15 protein-coding genes, 1 tRNA gene and 1 pseudogene are annotated in these 15,148 nt (G+C 67.9%); 7 read left to right on the forward strand and 10 right to left on the reverse strand.

Features of this window, described 5'->3' with window-relative positions:
• Positions 1–2 precede the first annotated feature (2 nt).
• Genes ABD104_RS28685 through ABD104_RS28695 form a run of 3 tightly spaced genes read left to right on the forward strand, consistent with a single transcriptional unit; the run spans position 3 to position 1,311 of the window.
• A complete protein-coding gene (locus tag ABD104_RS28685) occupies positions 3–308 on the forward strand; it encodes a hypothetical protein (protein WP_343928730.1) in 306 nt (101 codons plus the stop codon).
• Complete coding sequence (locus tag ABD104_RS28690) at positions 305–796, forward strand: glycoside hydrolase family 108 protein (RefSeq protein ID WP_343928731.1); 492 nt, start codon at positions 305–307, stop codon at positions 794–796. The genes ABD104_RS28685 and ABD104_RS28690 overlap by 4 nt, the downstream gene beginning before the upstream one ends.
• Positions 793–1,311, forward strand: a complete 519-nt coding sequence (locus ABD104_RS28695; protein ID WP_343928732.1) for a hypothetical protein — start codon at positions 793–795, stop codon at positions 1,309–1,311. Before ABD104_RS28690 ends, ABD104_RS28695 begins: the two co-directional genes overlap by 4 nt.
• Here ABD104_RS28695 and ABD104_RS28700 read toward each other — a convergent pair.
• From ABD104_RS28700 to ABD104_RS28725, 6 genes are all read right to left on the reverse strand, one after another.
• Positions 1,280–1,531, reverse strand: a complete 252-nt coding sequence (locus ABD104_RS28700) for a hypothetical protein (RefSeq protein ID WP_343928733.1) — start codon at positions 1,529–1,531, stop codon at positions 1,280–1,282. The genes ABD104_RS28695 and ABD104_RS28700 overlap by 32 nt on opposite strands.
• Positions 1,532–1,681: 150 nt before the next feature.
• Positions 1,682–1,772, reverse strand: a tRNA-Ser gene (locus ABD104_RS28705).
• Positions 1,773–1,863: 91 nt separating this feature from the next.
• Complete coding sequence (locus ABD104_RS28710; RefSeq protein ID WP_087783244.1) at positions 1,864–2,040, reverse strand: DUF1328 family protein; 177 nt, start codon at positions 2,038–2,040, stop codon at positions 1,864–1,866.
• A gap of 69 nt (positions 2,041–2,109) precedes the next feature.
• On the reverse strand, positions 2,110–3,432 hold the full coding sequence (serS, locus tag ABD104_RS28715) for a serine--tRNA ligase (RefSeq protein ID WP_343928734.1): 1,323 nt from the start codon (positions 3,430–3,432) through the stop codon (positions 2,110–2,112).
• Between the two features lie 102 nt (positions 3,433–3,534).
• Positions 3,535–5,286 (reverse strand): FAD-dependent oxidoreductase, encoded by a 1,752-nt coding sequence (locus ABD104_RS28720; protein WP_343928735.1) that lies wholly within the window; start codon positions 5,284–5,286, stop codon positions 3,535–3,537.
• Complete coding sequence (locus tag ABD104_RS28725; RefSeq protein ID WP_176400781.1) at positions 5,283–6,137, reverse strand: sulfurtransferase; 855 nt, start codon at positions 6,135–6,137, stop codon at positions 5,283–5,285. The genes ABD104_RS28720 and ABD104_RS28725 overlap by 4 nt, the downstream gene beginning before the upstream one ends.
• Positions 6,138–6,361: 224 nt before the next feature.
• On the opposite strand from ABD104_RS28725, the gene ABD104_RS28730 reads away from it, so the two are divergent.
• Complete coding sequence (locus ABD104_RS28730) at positions 6,362–7,345, forward strand: tripartite tricarboxylate transporter substrate binding protein (RefSeq protein ID WP_343928736.1); 984 nt, start codon at positions 6,362–6,364, stop codon at positions 7,343–7,345.
• Positions 7,329–8,246: a helix-turn-helix transcriptional regulator gene (locus ABD104_RS28735; protein WP_343928737.1), complete on the forward strand. Its 918-nt coding sequence runs from the start codon at positions 7,329–7,331 to the stop codon at positions 8,244–8,246. The genes ABD104_RS28730 and ABD104_RS28735 overlap by 17 nt, the downstream gene beginning before the upstream one ends.
• Here ABD104_RS28735 and ABD104_RS28740 read toward each other — a convergent pair.
• The 3 genes from ABD104_RS28740 to ABD104_RS28750 are packed head-to-tail and all read right to left on the reverse strand — an operon-like array spanning position 8,243 to position 12,642.
• Positions 8,243–9,568: a replication-associated recombination protein A gene (locus tag ABD104_RS28740; protein WP_343928738.1), complete on the reverse strand. Its 1,326-nt coding sequence runs from the start codon at positions 9,566–9,568 to the stop codon at positions 8,243–8,245. The genes ABD104_RS28735 and ABD104_RS28740 overlap by 4 nt on opposite strands.
• 18 nt (positions 9,569–9,586) lie before the next feature.
• Entirely contained in the window at positions 9,587–10,264 is a 678-nt protein-coding gene (gene lolA / locus ABD104_RS28745) for an outer membrane lipoprotein chaperone LolA (RefSeq protein ID WP_343928739.1), read from the reverse strand.
• A gap of 35 nt (positions 10,265–10,299) precedes the next feature.
• Positions 10,300–12,642: a DNA translocase FtsK gene (locus ABD104_RS28750; protein WP_343928740.1), complete on the reverse strand. Its 2,343-nt coding sequence runs from the start codon at positions 12,640–12,642 to the stop codon at positions 10,300–10,302.
• A 180-nt stretch (positions 12,643–12,822) separates the two neighbouring features.
• Between ABD104_RS28750 and trxB the strand changes: the two genes are divergently transcribed.
• Together trxB and ABD104_RS28760 are read left to right on the forward strand one after the other, a co-directional pair.
• Positions 12,823–13,779 carry a thioredoxin-disulfide reductase gene (gene trxB, locus ABD104_RS28755; protein ID WP_279818934.1) on the forward strand — a complete coding sequence of 319 codons (957 nt, stop codon included), beginning with the start codon at positions 12,823–12,825 and terminating at the stop codon, positions 13,777–13,779.
• 189 nt (positions 13,780–13,968) lie between these two features.
• Positions 13,969–14,628 (forward strand): Smr/MutS family protein, encoded by a 660-nt coding sequence (locus ABD104_RS28760; RefSeq protein ID WP_343928741.1) that lies wholly within the window; start codon positions 13,969–13,971, stop codon positions 14,626–14,628.
• A 12-nt stretch (positions 14,629–14,640) separates the two neighbouring features.
• Here ABD104_RS28760 and ABD104_RS28765 read toward each other — a convergent pair.
• Positions 14,641–15,057 (reverse strand): annotated as a pseudogene (locus ABD104_RS28765) (ABC transporter permease subunit); the annotation flags it as partial.
• Between the last annotated feature and the right edge of the window lie 91 nt (positions 15,058–15,148).

The following is a 15,148-nucleotide window of genomic DNA, read 5'->3' on the forward strand; positions in this document are numbered from 1 at the left end:
ACATGGACACAGATCGCACTTCGCGCAACTCATCAAGGCTGATCGACCCACGCATCCCGCTGCCGTGGCTACTAAGTGGCGCGGTCGTCATTGTGTGGGGGCTCATTACGATGTATTTCACGCTGAACCGGCTGGTCGACACCGTAGGTGAGTTGACTAGCACAGTTCGGACGGCGAATGAGGCTACCCAGACCACTCAGAACAAGCTGGCCATCATCGAATTCCGGCTGGGGAACGTGGAATACAACCTCGGATTGATCGGCCGCAAGCCGCGCAAGCCCGCGCTCGATGAGGATGGCAAGCCATGACCTTCGATCAAGCATTCGAGCGCCTCATCGGCCATGAGGGCGGCTACACGAACCATCCCGACGACCCGGGCGGCGAGACGAACTGGGGCATCACCCTGCGCGCCGCGCGCGAGGCCGGTTACACCGGCGACATGCGCAGTTTGACGCGCGAACAAGCCAAGGAGATCTACCGCGTAGCGTATTGGGGACGCGCCCGCGCTGACCAGTACGACGGCGCGATCGCGTTCCAGGTCTTCGACGCTGCGGTGAACCACGGGATTGGCAACGCCATCCGTTTCCTACAGCGCGCCGCGGGTGTGGCCGATGACGGCGCTGTGGGGCCTATGACGCTGGGCGCGATCAAGGCCATGCCTGTTACCGACGTACTCGCCCGCTTCAATGCCGAGCGCCTGGAGTTCTACACCAAACTGTCCACCTGGCCGACCTTCGGCAAGGGATGGGCCCGCCGCATCGTCGGCAACCTGCGGTACGCCGCGGAGGACGCATGATGGACTGGAAATCGCTTGTATCGACCGCCGCGCCGTGGCTCGGCACTGCCCTGGGCGGCCCACTGGGTGGTCTGGCCGTGACGGCAATTGCCGATGCCCTTGGCCTGTCGGAAAAGACCGAGGCAGCCATCAAGGGGGCGCTAGCCGGCGCCACGCAGGCGGACCTGCTGGCGCTCAAGCAGGCCGACCAGCAGTTCGCGCTGCGCATGCAGGAACTGGGTTATCAGAACACCCAAGCGCTCGAGCGGATCGCAGCCGATGACCGCGCCAGCGCCCGGAAGCGAGAATCGGAACTGAAGGACGGCACCAACCGGGTGCTGGCCTATGCTGTCACAGCGGGCTTTTTCTGCGTCCTGGGTCTGCTGCTATTCACCGATGTGCCAGGCGGCGCCAGGGAGGCGCTATTCATCATGCTGGGGGTGTTGGGCACGGCCTGGAACAATGTCATGTCGTACTACTTCGGCAGCACGGCCGGCGGCAAGCTCAAGTCGGATCTGCTGGCGCAGAAGAGCTGACCCGCTCGGCCCGCGTCGCAGCCCAGAAATAGTGCGAATGTTTCGCCCGCCTGGCCTGCTTTCGGACGAATCGGATCCGAACCCGGCCGACACGCTCGACGGTGATTAACACGCTGGGGTTGAGGTCCGTGGCGGTTGCGGGGTCGGGCAGCGCATTGGTCGCCTGGGCGATGGCCTCGCCGTGGAGCTGACCTAGGATGCCGTTGTCGTCTTTGTCCATCACTTCGGTTCCTACATGGACAGAGAGTATAGGACGCCGAGGACCAGCCTCGATTGGATGTGAGGCAGCCGGTCAATAAATCCCCCACCACCCCAACAAAAAAGGCCGCCGAAGCGACCTTTCAGGAATGACGTAAGTCATTGATTTGACTGGCGGAGAGGGTGGGATTCGAACCCACGGTACGGGGTTACCGTACGCCTGATTTCGAGTCAGGTACATTCGACCACTCTGCCACCTCTCCGTGCACCTTTCAGTGCTTGCCTGGCCCGTGGCCGGAACCAGACAACAGCCCGCAAATATAGCACAGAAATTCGCGCTGTGTCTTGCCGTCGCTAATCCGTGATTTTCTTGTACACCGTGAGCCCCAGCACCAGGAAGATCACGAACAGGATCAGGAACAGGAAGAACAGGAACTTGGCGATGGCGGCGGCGCCGGCGGCGATGCCGGTGAATCCGAACAGCGCGGCGATGATGGAAATCACGAAAAAGATCAGTGCCCACTTCAACATGGCTGGCTCCTCCGGGATGTAGGTTTTTCAACCCTAACGCACCCCGGAGGATCAGGCAGGCGACGAATGTTACGGAGTGAGTCGCTCCACCCCGCCCATGTAGGGCCGCAGGGCCTCGGGCACGACGATGCTGCCGTCGGCCTGCTGGTAGTTCTCCAAAACCGCGACCAGCGCCCGTCCCACGGCCAGTCCGGAACCGTTGAGCGTATGCAGCAGTTCGGGCTTGCCCTGGGCGTTGCGGAAGCGCGCCTGCAGGCGGCGGGCCTGGAACGCCTCACAGTTGGACACGGAAGAAATCTCGCGATACGCGCCCTGGGCCGGCAGCCAGACTTCCAGGTCGTAGGTCTTGGCGGCGCCGAAGCCCATGTCGCCGGTGCAGAGCAGGACGACGCGGTACGGCAGGCCGAGCTTGCGCAGCACGGCTTCGGCGTGGCCGACCATTTCCTCGAGCGCGTCGTAGGAGCGTTCGGGATGAACGATCTGCACCATCTCGACCTTGTCGAACTGGTGCTGGCGGATCATGCCGCGGGTGTCGCGGCCGGCGCTGCCCGCCTCGGAGCGGAAGCACGGGGTGTGGGCGGTCAGCTTGATGGGCAGCGATTCGGCGTTGACGATCTCGCCGCGCACAGTGTTGGTCAGGGTGATCTCGGAGGTGGAGATCAGGTAGAGGTCTTCGCGCGGCACGGCGTTGCCGTTCTCGTCGACCGATTCGCCGCCCTTGGTGACCCAGAACATGTCGTCCTTGAACTTGGGCAGCTGGCCGGTGCCGATCAGGGTGGCGGTGTTGACGATGTAGGGCGTGTAGCACTCGGTGTAGCCGTGCTCGCCGGTCTGGACGTCCAGCATGAACTGCGCCAGGGCGCGGTGCAGGCGGGCGATGGGGCCGCGCATCAGGGTGAAGCGCGAGCCGGACAGTTTGACGGCGGTCTCGAAGTCCAGGCCCAGCGGTTCGCCCAGGGCGACGTGGTCCCTGGCCTCGAAGGGCAGCGGCGCGGGGTCGTTGCCGTCGCGACTCCAGCGGCGCACCTCGACGTTGTCGTCGCTGGAGGCGCCGTTGGGGACGCTGGCGTGCGGCAGGTTGGGCACGGCCAGCAGCATGTCCTGCAGGTCGCGCTGAATGCCGGCCAGGTCTTCCTCGAGCGCCTTCAGGCGGGCCGGGATGGCCTGGGATTCGGCCAGCACGGCGGAGGCGTCCTCGCCCTTGGCCTTGAGCATGCCGATCTGCTTGGCCAGCGCGTTGCGGCGGGCCTGCAGGGTTTCGGTCTCCGTCTGCACCGACTTGCGCCGCGACTCGAGCGAGTTGAAGCCGTCGAGGTCTAGCGTGTAGCCCCGGTCCTTGAGCCGGGCGGCCACCGCCTGGGTGTCTTTGCGCAGCAGAGCGATATCGAGCATGGGAAAAAGCCGTGTTGGGAGGAGGAAAAAAGGTCGCCCCGGCGGGCGGCGCGCGAGGCGGCCCGGCCGGGGTATTCCGATTTTAGCCTCCCCGGCCGGCCTTCACCCCACGGGGGCCTCTTGTCCGGGCAGGCTTGCTGCCGCCCGGGCGTCCGGCTCCAGGGTCAGCAGGCGCCGGAGGGTGTCGCGCAGCGCCGGCCCGGCGGCGCCCCCGGCCTGCGCCGGCAGGCGGCGCGCGACGAATCCGTCGGGCCGCACCAGCACGGCGCCGCCGTCCGCCACCGGATACAGCCGGCCGAATTTGGGTTCGTCGGCCCGGTAGTGGCCCTCGGGGCCGATATGCACGACGCGCAGGGCCACGCCCAATTCCCGGCCCACGGCGCGGGCGGCCTGGGTCCAGGCCTGGACATCGCGCTGCACGACCAGCGAGAAGGCGGTGCCCCACAGGTCGACGGTGGACAGCCGCCGGCCGGCGGAGTCGTACAGCCAGACGTGGGGGGCGCGCACGCCGGGCACGGTGCTTTCCTCGTAGTGCTCCAGGGTGGCGCGCGGCGGCTGGTCGCCGTCGCGGATCACGGCGGCGGAATCGTACACCGTGCCGAGCTGGAAGCCGGTATGCAGCACGCTGTTGTCGCCGTGCGGCGCGACGCATTCGCGCAGGAAGGCGACGGCTTGCGGGCTGAAGGTCCCGTGCAGGCTGACGCCGGGCTCGCCCACGGCGATGGCCGCCGCGATGGCCTGGAAGTTGAGCGAGTTGTAGGTGGCCGCCTTGACGGTAAGCAGGGCCTTGCCCTTGCGCTCGACCTCGTAGGTGTCGAGCAGCGTGTCGGGCGCGGCGCCGCGCAGCACCAGGCCCAGCTTCCAGGCAAGGTTGTTGGCGTCCTGCACGCCGGTGTTGGCGCCGAAGCCGCCCCAGGGTGAATGCCAATGGGCCGCGTCGCCCGCGAACAGGACATTGCCTTCGCGCCACTTGCGCAGCAGGCCCGTGGTGTAGTCGAAGCGGTAGACGCGGACGATCTCGACGGGCAGCTCGGGCATGCCCAGCGCGCCGCGTATCCGTTCGAGCAGGGCTTCTGTATCGGGCAGCGGATCCTCGTCGTGGCGAAAGCTGTAGCGCCACAGCCCGGTATCCGGGTGCTTGCTGCCGAACCAGCCGGCATAGCGCGGATCCAGCACGAAGGAATGGAAGTAGCCGTCGCGCCCCAGGGTATCGTCCAGGTCGGCGCGAAACTCGGCCAGCACCTGGTTGCCGAAGGTGGGCCCATGGTCCTCGCCCCGGCCGATGCGGTTGCGCACGAAGCTGCGGGCGCCGTCGCAGGCCACGAGATAGCGCGCGCCGACCTCGCGCAGCAGGCCCGATTCGAGTTCCTTCACCGACAGCCGCACGCCGCGGCCCAGGTCCTCGACGTCCACCACCTGGGTGCCGAAGTGCAGCGCGACGCTTTGCCAGGCGGCCGCCTGGTGGCGCAGCGCGGCCTCGTAGTCGGAGGCCGGGACCTTGCGCGGATAGACGGGCGCGAGCTGCGCCCACTTGTGTTCGTATTCCGCGTCGGTGCCCAGCGAGGAGCGGACGTCGGCCACCGGGCCCTGGGCGATGCGCACGTAGAAGCCCTGGCCGTTGGAGCGGGGAATGGACCACCCCTTGCCTTCCAGCAGTTCCCAGACGCCCCATTGCCGGTAGAGCTCGGCGGTGGAGGCATGGACGTACTGGCCCTTGGGCAGCACGGTGGTGCTGGGGCGTTTCTCGAACAGCGCGACGCGCAGCCCTTCCCGGCCCAGCAGATAGGCCAACGCAAGGCCGACGGGGCCGCCGCCGCAGATGGCGACGTCGACCTGGACCGTTGCCCCGTTCATGCCCGCTCTCCCACCGCGCTGCGGCGCATGCGTTCCGGGTCCTTGTTCCACTCGGACCACGATCCGACGTACAGCCGGGGCCGGATGCCGGCGTCGGCCATGGCCATGGCGACCAGGGCGGACAGGACGCCGCCGCCGCAATACACCACGGCCTCGTCGCCGGGCTCGAGGCCGGCCTGCGCCAGCAGGCGGGCCCGTTCGCCGGCGGGCCGCAGCCGGCCCGATGGGGTCCAGAACTCGGAGGCGGCCAGATGCCGGGCGCCGGGAATATGCCCGGCCAGGTAGGATGCCTCGTCCCGCGCATCGACCAGCACGGCGCCGTCCGGCAGCCGCTCGACCTCGTCCACCTCGATCTGCGGCAGATGTCCTCCGGCCAGGGACAGGACTTCGGGCAACCGGCGCCGATGGGGTTCGTCGCCGCGCGCCAGCGCGCCGCCGGCGGCGATCCAGGCCTTCAGTCCGCCATCGAGCAGGAACACCCTGGCGAGTCCGGCCCAGCGCAGTACCCACCAGCCGCGGGCGGCCAGCGCCGGGGTCGGGCCGTAGACGACGATCTCGGTGTCCCGGCCGACGCCCCAGTTCCTCAGGGTGTCGGCCAGTTGCCCAAGGCCGGGCAGCGGCAGGTTGCCGCTTGCCGGGGTGGGTTCCGCCGCGAATGCATCGCGGATCTGGCCATGGACGGCACCGAAGATGTGGCCGTCGCGGTACGCGCGGTATTCGATCTCCGGGTCGCCCAGGCGGACATCGACGAACAACCTGTCGTCGTTCGGGCGGGCCAGCAGGTCCTCGGCCTGCACGAAGGCCGGCTCGAATGCGTGTCCGCCGCGAACCGATACGTGAGTCATATCCATAGTTGGAAAAGTCATTGGCATGTTGTTGGAAACGGCCCGAGCATTGTTGGCGAGCGCCCGGCCCTGGGCGTTACCGCCCGCTGAACAGCGGGACCGGACACGAATGGGGGTAAATGCTGCCCACCTGTTCAGTCCAGGGTAAGCCCGCCGCGGCGGCCGCTCCTAGAATGAAACCGCCCCATACGGCCCCCGCCCGATCAACCGCCAGGAGACAACGACAAGTGGTGCCGCTCCGCCTTCTCCAGACCCGCCCTCACGCCTGGGTGGCCGCCGCCCTGCTTGCGCTATGGCTGCCCCAGCCGGCCACCGCCCAGCCCTACCCCAACCGCCCCATCAAGGTGGTGATGGCCTGGAGCGACGGCTTTCCCGCCAACTCCACGCGCCTGTTCGCCAAGGAGTTGTCGGAACGCCTGAAACAGCCCGTCGTGGTCGAGATCCAGCAGGGCGCGGGCGGCGAAGTGGCGGCCCGGCACGTGAAGAACGCCGCCCACGACGGCTACACGCTGCTGGCCACGGGCACCTCGGTCACGACCTCGTGGGCGCTGCGCCCGGGCAACGTCGATCCCGGAGTCGACCTGCGGCCCATCGCGCAGCTGGTCGCCACGCCGTACGTCATCGTCTCGCGCGCGGGCGCCTACGCCGATTTCGACAAGTTCCTGGAAAGCGCCCGCAACAGCCGGAAGAAACTCAACTACGCGTCGCCCGGCGTGGGCTCGGGCATGCACTTCCTGGGCGAGATGATCAAGACCTCGGCCGGCATCGACATGGTCCACATCCCCTACGCCTCGGGCGCGCGCCAGTTGCAGGCCCTGCTGGCGGGCGACGTGGACATCGCCATCATTTCGCTGGTGACGGCGCTGCCGCAGATCAAGATCGGCAAGCTGGACGCGCTGGCGGTCAGCACCGCGGCGCGCAGCCCGGAGCTGCCGGCGGTACCGACGCTGACCGAGAAGAAGCTGCGCGGCGTGCCCGCCATCTCTTCCTGGATCGCGCTGTTCGGCCCGGCCGGCCTGCCCGCCGATATACTGGATGCGCTGTCCTCGCAGATCACCGCCGCGGCGGGCAACGACGACGTGCGCAAGCTCGTCGCCTCGTGGGGCGCCGAAGTCCCGGACACGCGGCGGACCAGCCTCGAACACGTCGTGCAGACCGAGAAGGCCCTGTGGTCGAAGGTGGCGAAGGAGAAGAATATTGTCGATCCCAACTGACGCCCACGATTCGCCCCACCTTTGCTATTGCGGCGGGGACTACGGCCGGGTCTCGGTCATGGCGTCGGGCGTCGAGCTGGCGGACCACGCCCGCGACTGCGTGCAGGTATTGGTGAACATGCACCAGGAGCCTCTGCCCGTCCGCCTGAACGGCGGCCTGCACCGCCTGGACCAGTTCCGCGCGCTGGTCATCCATCCCCGGCAGACCTATGCCATCCCGCCCGCGCCGGGACGCGCGCGGCATCCGGGACAGGTCGGATCCATCCTGATCAAGGCCTCGCCGCTGTTGAACGACAGCGCCGGGCCCGTCGGCCATGCCGGGGACGACGATCCGGTCGACATGATCACCCTGCCCGGCCCGCTGCGCGCCGACGCCATGCAACTGGTGGCGGAACTGTTCCGCGCCGGCCCGGACCCCCGGGCGGTGTCGCAGGGCGTCCGAACCCTGTACCAGGCGGCCGTGGTCCGTTCGCTGGAAAACCGGACGCCCCACCCCGCCCCCGACACGGCAGCCCAGGCCAACAGCCTGGAGGAACGCGTGGGCCGCGATGCCCGCGCCGGCCAGTTGCGCGACCTGGAAGATTTCGCCGCATTCCGGCGCGGCGCGGGCGCCTATGGCGTGTCCGAGCGCTACTTCTACACCCTGTTCCGGCGGGCGACGCGGATGACGCCCCGGGCCTACTACAACATGCGGCGCCTGGACGCCGCCTTCGCGCTGCTGGCCGGCGAAGCGAAGAGCATCTTCGAGATCACCTACGATCTGGGCTTCAGCGCCCCGCCCCACTTCACGCGCTTCATGAAAAGCAACACGGGCTGGACGCCGTCGGAGTACCGGCGCCGGGTGCGGGGGATGCCGCCATCGCTACGGCCGCATTTCGCCTGCGGCGGCGCGGCCGCCTAACCCTTCTTCGCTTCCTTGTCGAGCTCGCGCAGGAAGGCGAGCTTCTGGCCGATCTTGGCTTCCAGCCCGCGGTCGGTGGGCTGGTAGAACTTCGCGCGCAGGCCGTCCGGGAAGTAATCGACCCCGGCCGCGTAGGCGTGCGGTTCGTCGTGCGCGTAGCGGTACTGCTTGCCGTGCCCCAGTTGCTTGAGCAGCTTGGTGGGCGCGTTGCGCAGGTGCATGGGCACGGGCGCGCTGCCGTTGTCGGCGGCGAAGCGCCTGGCCATGTTGTAGGCGTTGTAGACGGCGTTGGACTTGGCGGCGCAGGCCAGATAGACCACGGCCTGGGCCAGCGCCAGTTCGCCCTCGGGCGACCCCAGGCGCTCGTACACGTCGGCGCCCGCCGTGGCGATGTCCAGCGCGCGCGGGTCGGCCAGGCCGATGTCCTCGACCGCCATGCGGATGATGCGGCGCGAGAGATAGCGCGGATCCGCGCCCCCATCCAGCATGCGGCAGAACCAGTACAAGGACGCATCCGGATCCGAGCCACGCACGGCCTTGTGCAGGGCGCTGATCTGGTCGTAGAAGGCGTCGCCGCCCTTGTCGAAGCGGCGCAGGTTCTGCGACAGCGCGGTCTCCAGCCATTCGGCGTCGACCTGCGTGCGCCCCGCCCCGCGCGCCGAATCGGCCACCACCTCGACCGCGTTGATGACGCGGCGGGCATCGCCGTCGGCCCAGGCCGCCAGTTGCGCCTGCGAGGCTTCGTCGAACTCGATGTCGCCCAGCATGGCGATGGCCTTGGCGATCAGTTGCCGCAGTTCGTCGGCGCTGAGCGATTGCAGCACGTAGACCCGCGCCCGCGACAACAGGGCCGAGTTGACCTCGAAGGACGGGTTCTCGGTGGTGGCGCCGATGAAGGTGAACAGGCCGCTTTCCACATAGGGCAGGAAGGCGTCCTGCTGGGCCTTGTTGAAGCGGTGCACTTCATCGACGAACAGAATGGTGCGGCGCCCCTTCAACTGCGCCGCCTGCGCGGCGACCACCGCGTCGCGGATGTCCTTGACCCCGCCCAGCACGGCCGACATCGCGATGAACTGGGCGTCGAAGGAGTTGGCCATGAGCCGCGCCAGCGTGGTCTTGCCCACGCCCGGCGGCCCCCAGAAGATCATCGAATGCGGCCGCCCCGACTGGAAGGCCACGCGCAGCGGCTTGCCCGGTCCCAGCAGATGGCTCTGCCCGACGACCTCGTCCAGCGTACGCGGCCGCAGCCGCTCGGCCAGCGGCGCGGCGGCGTCGGGCACCTTGGCGGCCGGGGGCGTGTCGTCGGGGAACAGGTCGGACATGGGTGGAAAAAACGCGGGTCAGCGGCCGCCGGCCGGCGCCTGTCCGCCCATGTGTACGACGTCCACGCCGGCGGGCGCGGTGAAGCGGAAACTGTCCTGCGACAGTTGCGGATTGCGGGCGATGCCGCTGAAGGTGATGGCGGTGGTCTGGCCGAAGGCGTCCAGCAGTTCCAGGCGGGCCGGCAGGCCGTCCTTGAAGGCGATGTCCACGCGCGAGAAACCGGCGTCCGGCGTCTTGGGCGTGGCCCGCAGCCACTGCAGGCCGTCGCGCTCGGGCTGCTCGGCCACGTTGAAGGATTGCTCCAGCGATCCCGATCCGAACAGGATCTGCGCCGGCGAGGAACCGATGGCCTGCCCCACGTCCCGCACGGTGACCTGGCTCAGGTCGGGGTCGTACTGATACAACTGCTTGCCATCCGAGACAATCAGTTGTTCGTAGGGCTTGGCCACCTCCCAGCGGAAGCGCCCGGGGCGCTGGAACGAGAAGCTGCCGGACTGAGCCGGCGCCGCCTGCCCCGACGCCCCGCGCGTGACTTGCGAGAAACTGCCGCGCGCGGACTGGGTGTTGCTGGCGAAGGCGTGCAACTGGTCGATGGCGCCCGCCAGCGCGGCGCCCGGCAGGGCCAGGGCCGCGGCCAGCCCGGCGCCGGCGGCGGCGCGGGCCAGGAAGGCGGTGGTCTTGGAAACGAACGTCATAGGGGACTCTCCGTAGCGCAGCGCGGCAGGACCGGTCATTCGTCCTGGCTGGCGGGGGCGAGGATTTCCCGGTTGCCGTTGGACTGCATGGCGGAAACCATACCCGAACGCTCCATCTGTTCGAGTAAGCGGGCGGCACGGTTGTAACCGATGCGCAGGTGGCGCTGCACGAGCGATATCGAGGCGCGGCGGTGCTTGAGCACCACTTCCACCGCCTGGTCGTACATGGGGTCGGATTCGGCGTCGCCCATGCCGGTCACGCTGCTCAGGCCATCGCCGGTCTCGCCCTCGATGGAGCCTTCCAGGATGCCTTCCTCGTAGTTGGGTTCGCCCTGCGCCTTCAACTGCTCGACCACGCGGTGCACTTCGTCGTCGGTGACGAAGGCGCCGTGGACGCGGGTGGGCAGGCCCGAGCCCGGCGGCATGTACAGCATGTCGCCCTGGCCCAGCAGGGCTTCCGCGCCCATCTGGTCGAGGATGGTGCGCGAATCGACCTTGGACGAGACCTGGAACGAGATCCGGGTTGGGATGTTGGCCTTGATCAGGCCGGTGATCACGTCCACGCTGGGCCGCTGGGTGGCCAGGATCAGGTGGATGCCGGCGGCGCGGGCCTTCTGCGCCAGGCGCGCGATCAGTTCCTCGATCTTCTTGCCCACCACCATCATCAGGTCGGCCAGCTCGTCGATGACCACCACCACCATGGGCAGCGGCTGGAGCGGCTCGGGCGCATCGGGCGTGAGCGAGAACGGATTGGGGATGGGCTCCTCGCGCTTGATGGCGTCGTGGATCTTGGTGTTGTAGCCGGCCAGGTTGCGCACGCCCATCTTGCTCATCAGCCGGTAGCGCTTGTCCATCTCGGCCACGCACCAGTTCAGCGCGTTGGCGGCCTGGCGCATGTCGGTCACGACCGGCGCCAGGAGGTGCGGGATGCCCTCGTAGACGCTCATTTCGAGCATCTTCGGATCGATCAGGATCAGGCGCACCTGAGAGGGGTCGGCCTTGTACAGCAGCGACAGGATCATGGCGTTGATCCCCACCGACTTGCCCGAACCGGTCGTGCCGGCCACCAGCAGGTGGGGCATCTTGGCCAGGTCGGCCACCACCGGCTTGCCGGCGATGTCCTTGCCCAGCGCCATGGTCAGCACCGACGAGCTGCCGTGGTAGGTCTGCGAGCCCAGAATCTCGGACAGCTTGACGGTCTGGCGCCGCAGGTTGGGCAGTTCCAGGCCCATCAGGTTCTTGCCGGGTATGGTCTCGACCACCCGGATGCTGACCAGGCTCAGCGCCCGCGCCAGGTCCTTGGCCAGGTTGACGATCTGGCTGCCCTTGACGCCCACCGCCGGCTCGATCTCGTAGCGGGTGATGACCGGGCCGGGCTGCGCGGTGACGACGGAGACCTGGACGCCGAAGTCGGCCAGCTTCTTCTCGATCAGGCGCGAGGTGAACTCCAGGGTCTCGGTGGAAACGGTTTCCTGGGCCGGCGGCGGCGGATCGAGCAGGCTGAGCGGCGGCAACTGGCTGTCGGTGATCTCGGCGAACAGGGCCTGCTGCTTTTCCTTCTCGACCCGCTCGGACTTGGGGACGACCGTAACCGCCGGCTCGATGCGCACGGGTTGCTCGTGGACCAGCTTTTCCTGCTTGGCCACCACGACCTCGGCGCGGGCCTGCACGGCCACCTCGCCCACCTTGCGGTCCTCGCGGGCCTGCCAGGAATTCCTGGCCCCGCGCAGCCCCAGCTCCAGCCAGGAACCGATCTTCTCGGCCACCACCAGCCACGAAAAACCGAAGAACAGGCTGGCGCCGATGGCGAACAGGACCAGCAGCAGCAGGGTCGCGCCGGTGTAGCCGAACGAGGACGAGGCATACTTGGCGATGCTCTCGCCTATCATGCCGCCGCTGCCGTGCGGCAGGGATTCGCCGAAGGACCGCAGGCGCAGCGCCTCGAGGCCGACCGAACCGATCATCAGGGCGCAAAAGCCCAGGCCCTGCTCCCAGCGCACCCGCTGGGGCACGTCGGCGTCGGAGCCGCCGCGCAGGAACTGGTGGGCCAGGCGCAGGTAGCTGGCGTAGACGCGCTGCAACAACAGCACCACGAACCACCAGGCCGAGGCGCCGATCAGGAACAGGATGAGGTCCGCCAGCCAGGCGCCGAAACGGCCCCCGCTGTTGTGGACGTGGTCGATCTGCACGGCATGCGACCACCCCGGGTCGCCCGAGTTGTAGGTGGCCAGCACCAGGGTCAGATAGACGGCCAGGGCGGCGAACAGGATCCAGCGCGCCTCGCGGAACAGGCGGGACAGGCGGCCGGGCAAGGCACCGGACGAATTGCCGGTGTTCTGCGAATTGCGGGTATTTCCCGCGGTAGCGGTACGTGCCATGGGCTGATTATAAGTGGGTGGCGCCCGGTCAAGCCCCCCCGGGGCTATCGCAGCCATAGAAATATACAATTCCGTTCTCCCGCCCCCCGGCAGGCTCCAGGGTTGAAAACGCGACGGGGCGGGATCACCTATGATGACGGTTGCAAATCGGGCGCACGACGCCAGGAAATTGTTGAGATCATGAGCCAAGACAAACACGCCAAAGTCCTCGTCCTCGGGTCGGGGCCGGCCGGGTATACCGCCGCCGTCTACGCCGCCCGGGCCAACCTGTCGCCCATGCTGATCACCGGCGTCGAGCAGGGCGGCCAGTTGATGACGACGACCGAGGTGGACAACTGGCCCGCCGACGTCAACGGCGTGCAGGGACCGGAGCTGATGCAGCGCTTCCAGCAGCATGCCGAGCGTTTCAATACCGACATCGTCTTCGACCACATCCATACCGCGCACCTGGACCAGCGGCCGTTCAAGCTGGTCGGCGACTCGGGCACCTACACCTGCGACGCGCTGATCATCGCCACCGGCGCCTCGGCCAAGTACCTGGGCCTGCCGTCGGAAGAAAACTACAAGGGCCGCGGCGTCTCGGGCTGCGCGACCTGCGACGGGTTCTTCTACAAGAACCAGGACGTCGCCGTGGTCGGCGGCGGCAACACGGCCGTGGAAGAAGCGCTGTACCTGGCCAACATCTGCCGCACCGTCACCCTGATCCACCGCCGCGACAAGTTCCGCGCCGAACCCATCATGGTGGACAAGCTCAACGAGAAGGTCCAGGAAGGACGCGTGATCCTGAAACTCTTCAACGAGCTGCAGGAAGTGCTGGGCGACGACTCGGGCGTAACCGGGGCGCGGCTGCGCAACAACCAGACCGGCCAGACCGAGGACATCGCCGTCACCGGGGTCTTCATCGCCATCGGCCACCAGCCCAATACCGGCATCTTCAAGGGCCAGGTGGAGATGAAGGACGACTACATCATCACGCGCAGCGGCCTGAACGGGCTGGCCACGATGACCTCGGTCCCCGGCGTGTTCGCCGCCGGCGACGTGCAGGACCACGTGTATCGCCAGGCCATCACCAGCGCCGGCACGGGCTGCATGGCGGCGCTGGACGCCCAGCGCTGGCTGGACGGCGAAATGGTTTAGTCAGCCCCCCCCTACGCCCTTACGGGCGCCCCCCAGGGGGCGATGCGGGTGGACCGGAAGGGAAACCCACCCCCACGCCCTTCGGGCGCCCCCTCAAGGGGGCGATGCGGGTGGACCGGCCAAGCCGGATCCACCGCATCCTGGAGTAAACATAGGCTGGCGGGCCATGGGACAGTAAAGGGGCTGAAAATGGGCAAATCCAGTAGCAGTAGCGGCCTCTCCGGTCTAAAGGTGTTGCAACGGGAGTTGCAGGAGCAGCGGCTGGCGGCGGAGGCGGCTGAGCGGGAGGCTCGGCGGCGGGCGGAGGAAGCCCGGCGGGCGGCGGTCGAGTTTCGGGCGCTGGTGGGCGGGGTGGTGCCGCTGAAGGACACGGGCAGGATCGATCCCTCGCCGGTCGCGCCTGCTCCCCTGCCCTACAAGCGCTGGGAAGACGAATCCGAGGTGCTGCGGGAATCCATTTCCGACGACTACGGCGCCGACTGGCTGATCGATACCGACGACACGCTGTCCTACCGCCGCACCGGCCTGGGACAGGACATCGTGCGCAAGCTGCGGCGCGGCCAGTGGACGGTGCAGGCCCAGCTCGACCTGCACGGCCACCGGGTGGAAGAGGCCCGCGAGGCGCTGGGGGAATTCCTGCGCGCCTGCGTGCGGCAGGAGATGCGCTGCGTGCGCATCATCCACGGCAAGGGACTGGGATCGAAGAACCGCACGCCCATCCTGAAGGAAAAGGTGCGGCGCTGGCTCGTACAGAAGGAAGAAGTGCTGGCCTTCGTCGAGGCCCGGGCCAACGACGGCGGCTCGGGCGTGGTGCTGGTGCTGCTGCGAGGGCCGGACCGGCCGGCCTGACCCGGACGGTTTTCAGCGCTTGGTCATCGCCTCGGGCGAGAAATGCGCCGGCGTGTCGTCCCGCCGCTTCTGGCGCCACTCCATGATGGTCTTGAGCAGCAGCGTCAGCATGGCCATGCAGGCCAGCAGCGCCGCGGCCGTGAAGGCGGCGGCGGTCTTGTAGTCGTTGTTGAGCTGTTCGACCAGCAAAGGCAGCGTCAGGGTCTGGTTCATGATGGTGCCGGACACCACCGACACCGCGCCGAACTCGCCCACCGCCCGGGCATTGGTAATGACGATGCCGTAGAGCAGCGCCCACTTGATGTTGGGCAAGGTCACGCGCCGGAAGATCTGCCAGCCGGAGGCGCCCAGCGACAGCGCCGCGATTTCCTCGTCGGCGCCCTGGGCCTGCATCAGCGGGATCAGGATGCGGGCCACGTAGGGAGAGGTGGCGGCGGAAATTCAGACAGTCCGATAAGTGGAGAGCTCTGGGCCTGATCCGGCGATAATGCCGGTAAAGGAACCAGAGAGATGACCAAGA

The sequence above is a fragment of the Pigmentiphaga daeguensis genome (assembly GCF_039523035.1).
Classification (GTDB): Bacteria; Pseudomonadota; Gammaproteobacteria; order Burkholderiales; family Burkholderiaceae_B; genus Pigmentiphaga; species Pigmentiphaga daeguensis.

Excerpts from the sequence above, each read along its gene's own strand:
- serS (WP_343928734.1), bottom strand. The coding sequence starts at position 3,432 with ATGCTCGATATCGCTCTGCTGCGCAAAGACACCCAGGCGGTGGCCGCC.
- trxB (WP_279818934.1), top strand. The coding sequence starts at position 12,823 with ATGAGCCAAGACAAACACGCCAAAGTCCTCGTCCTCGGGTCGGGGCCG.
- ABD104_RS28700 (WP_343928733.1), bottom strand. The coding sequence starts at position 1,531 with ATGGACAAAGACGACAACGGCATCCTAGGTCAGCTCCACGGCGAGGCC.
- ABD104_RS28760 (WP_343928741.1), top strand. The coding sequence starts at position 13,969 with ATGGGCAAATCCAGTAGCAGTAGCGGCCTCTCCGGTCTAAAGGTGTTG.
- ABD104_RS28720 (WP_343928735.1), bottom strand. The coding sequence starts at position 5,286 with ATGAACGGGGCAACGGTCCAGGTCGACGTCGCCATCTGCGGCGGCGGC.
- ABD104_RS28725 (WP_176400781.1), bottom strand. The coding sequence starts at position 6,137 with ATGGATATGACTCACGTATCGGTTCGCGGCGGACACGCATTCGAGCCG.
- ABD104_RS28685 (WP_343928730.1), top strand. The coding sequence starts at position 3 with ATGGACACAGATCGCACTTCGCGCAACTCATCAAGGCTGATCGACCCA.
- ABD104_RS28690 (WP_343928731.1), top strand. The coding sequence starts at position 305 with ATGACCTTCGATCAAGCATTCGAGCGCCTCATCGGCCATGAGGGCGGC.
- ABD104_RS28740 (WP_343928738.1), bottom strand. The coding sequence starts at position 9,568 with ATGTCCGACCTGTTCCCCGACGACACGCCCCCGGCCGCCAAGGTGCCC.
- lolA (WP_343928739.1), bottom strand. The coding sequence starts at position 10,264 with ATGACGTTCGTTTCCAAGACCACCGCCTTCCTGGCCCGCGCCGCCGCC.
- ABD104_RS28750 (WP_343928740.1), bottom strand. The coding sequence starts at position 12,642 with ATGGCACGTACCGCTACCGCGGGAAATACCCGCAATTCGCAGAACACC.
- ABD104_RS28710 (WP_087783244.1), bottom strand. The coding sequence starts at position 2,040 with ATGTTGAAGTGGGCACTGATCTTTTTCGTGATTTCCATCATCGCCGCG.
- ABD104_RS28695 (WP_343928732.1), top strand. The coding sequence starts at position 793 with ATGATGGACTGGAAATCGCTTGTATCGACCGCCGCGCCGTGGCTCGGC.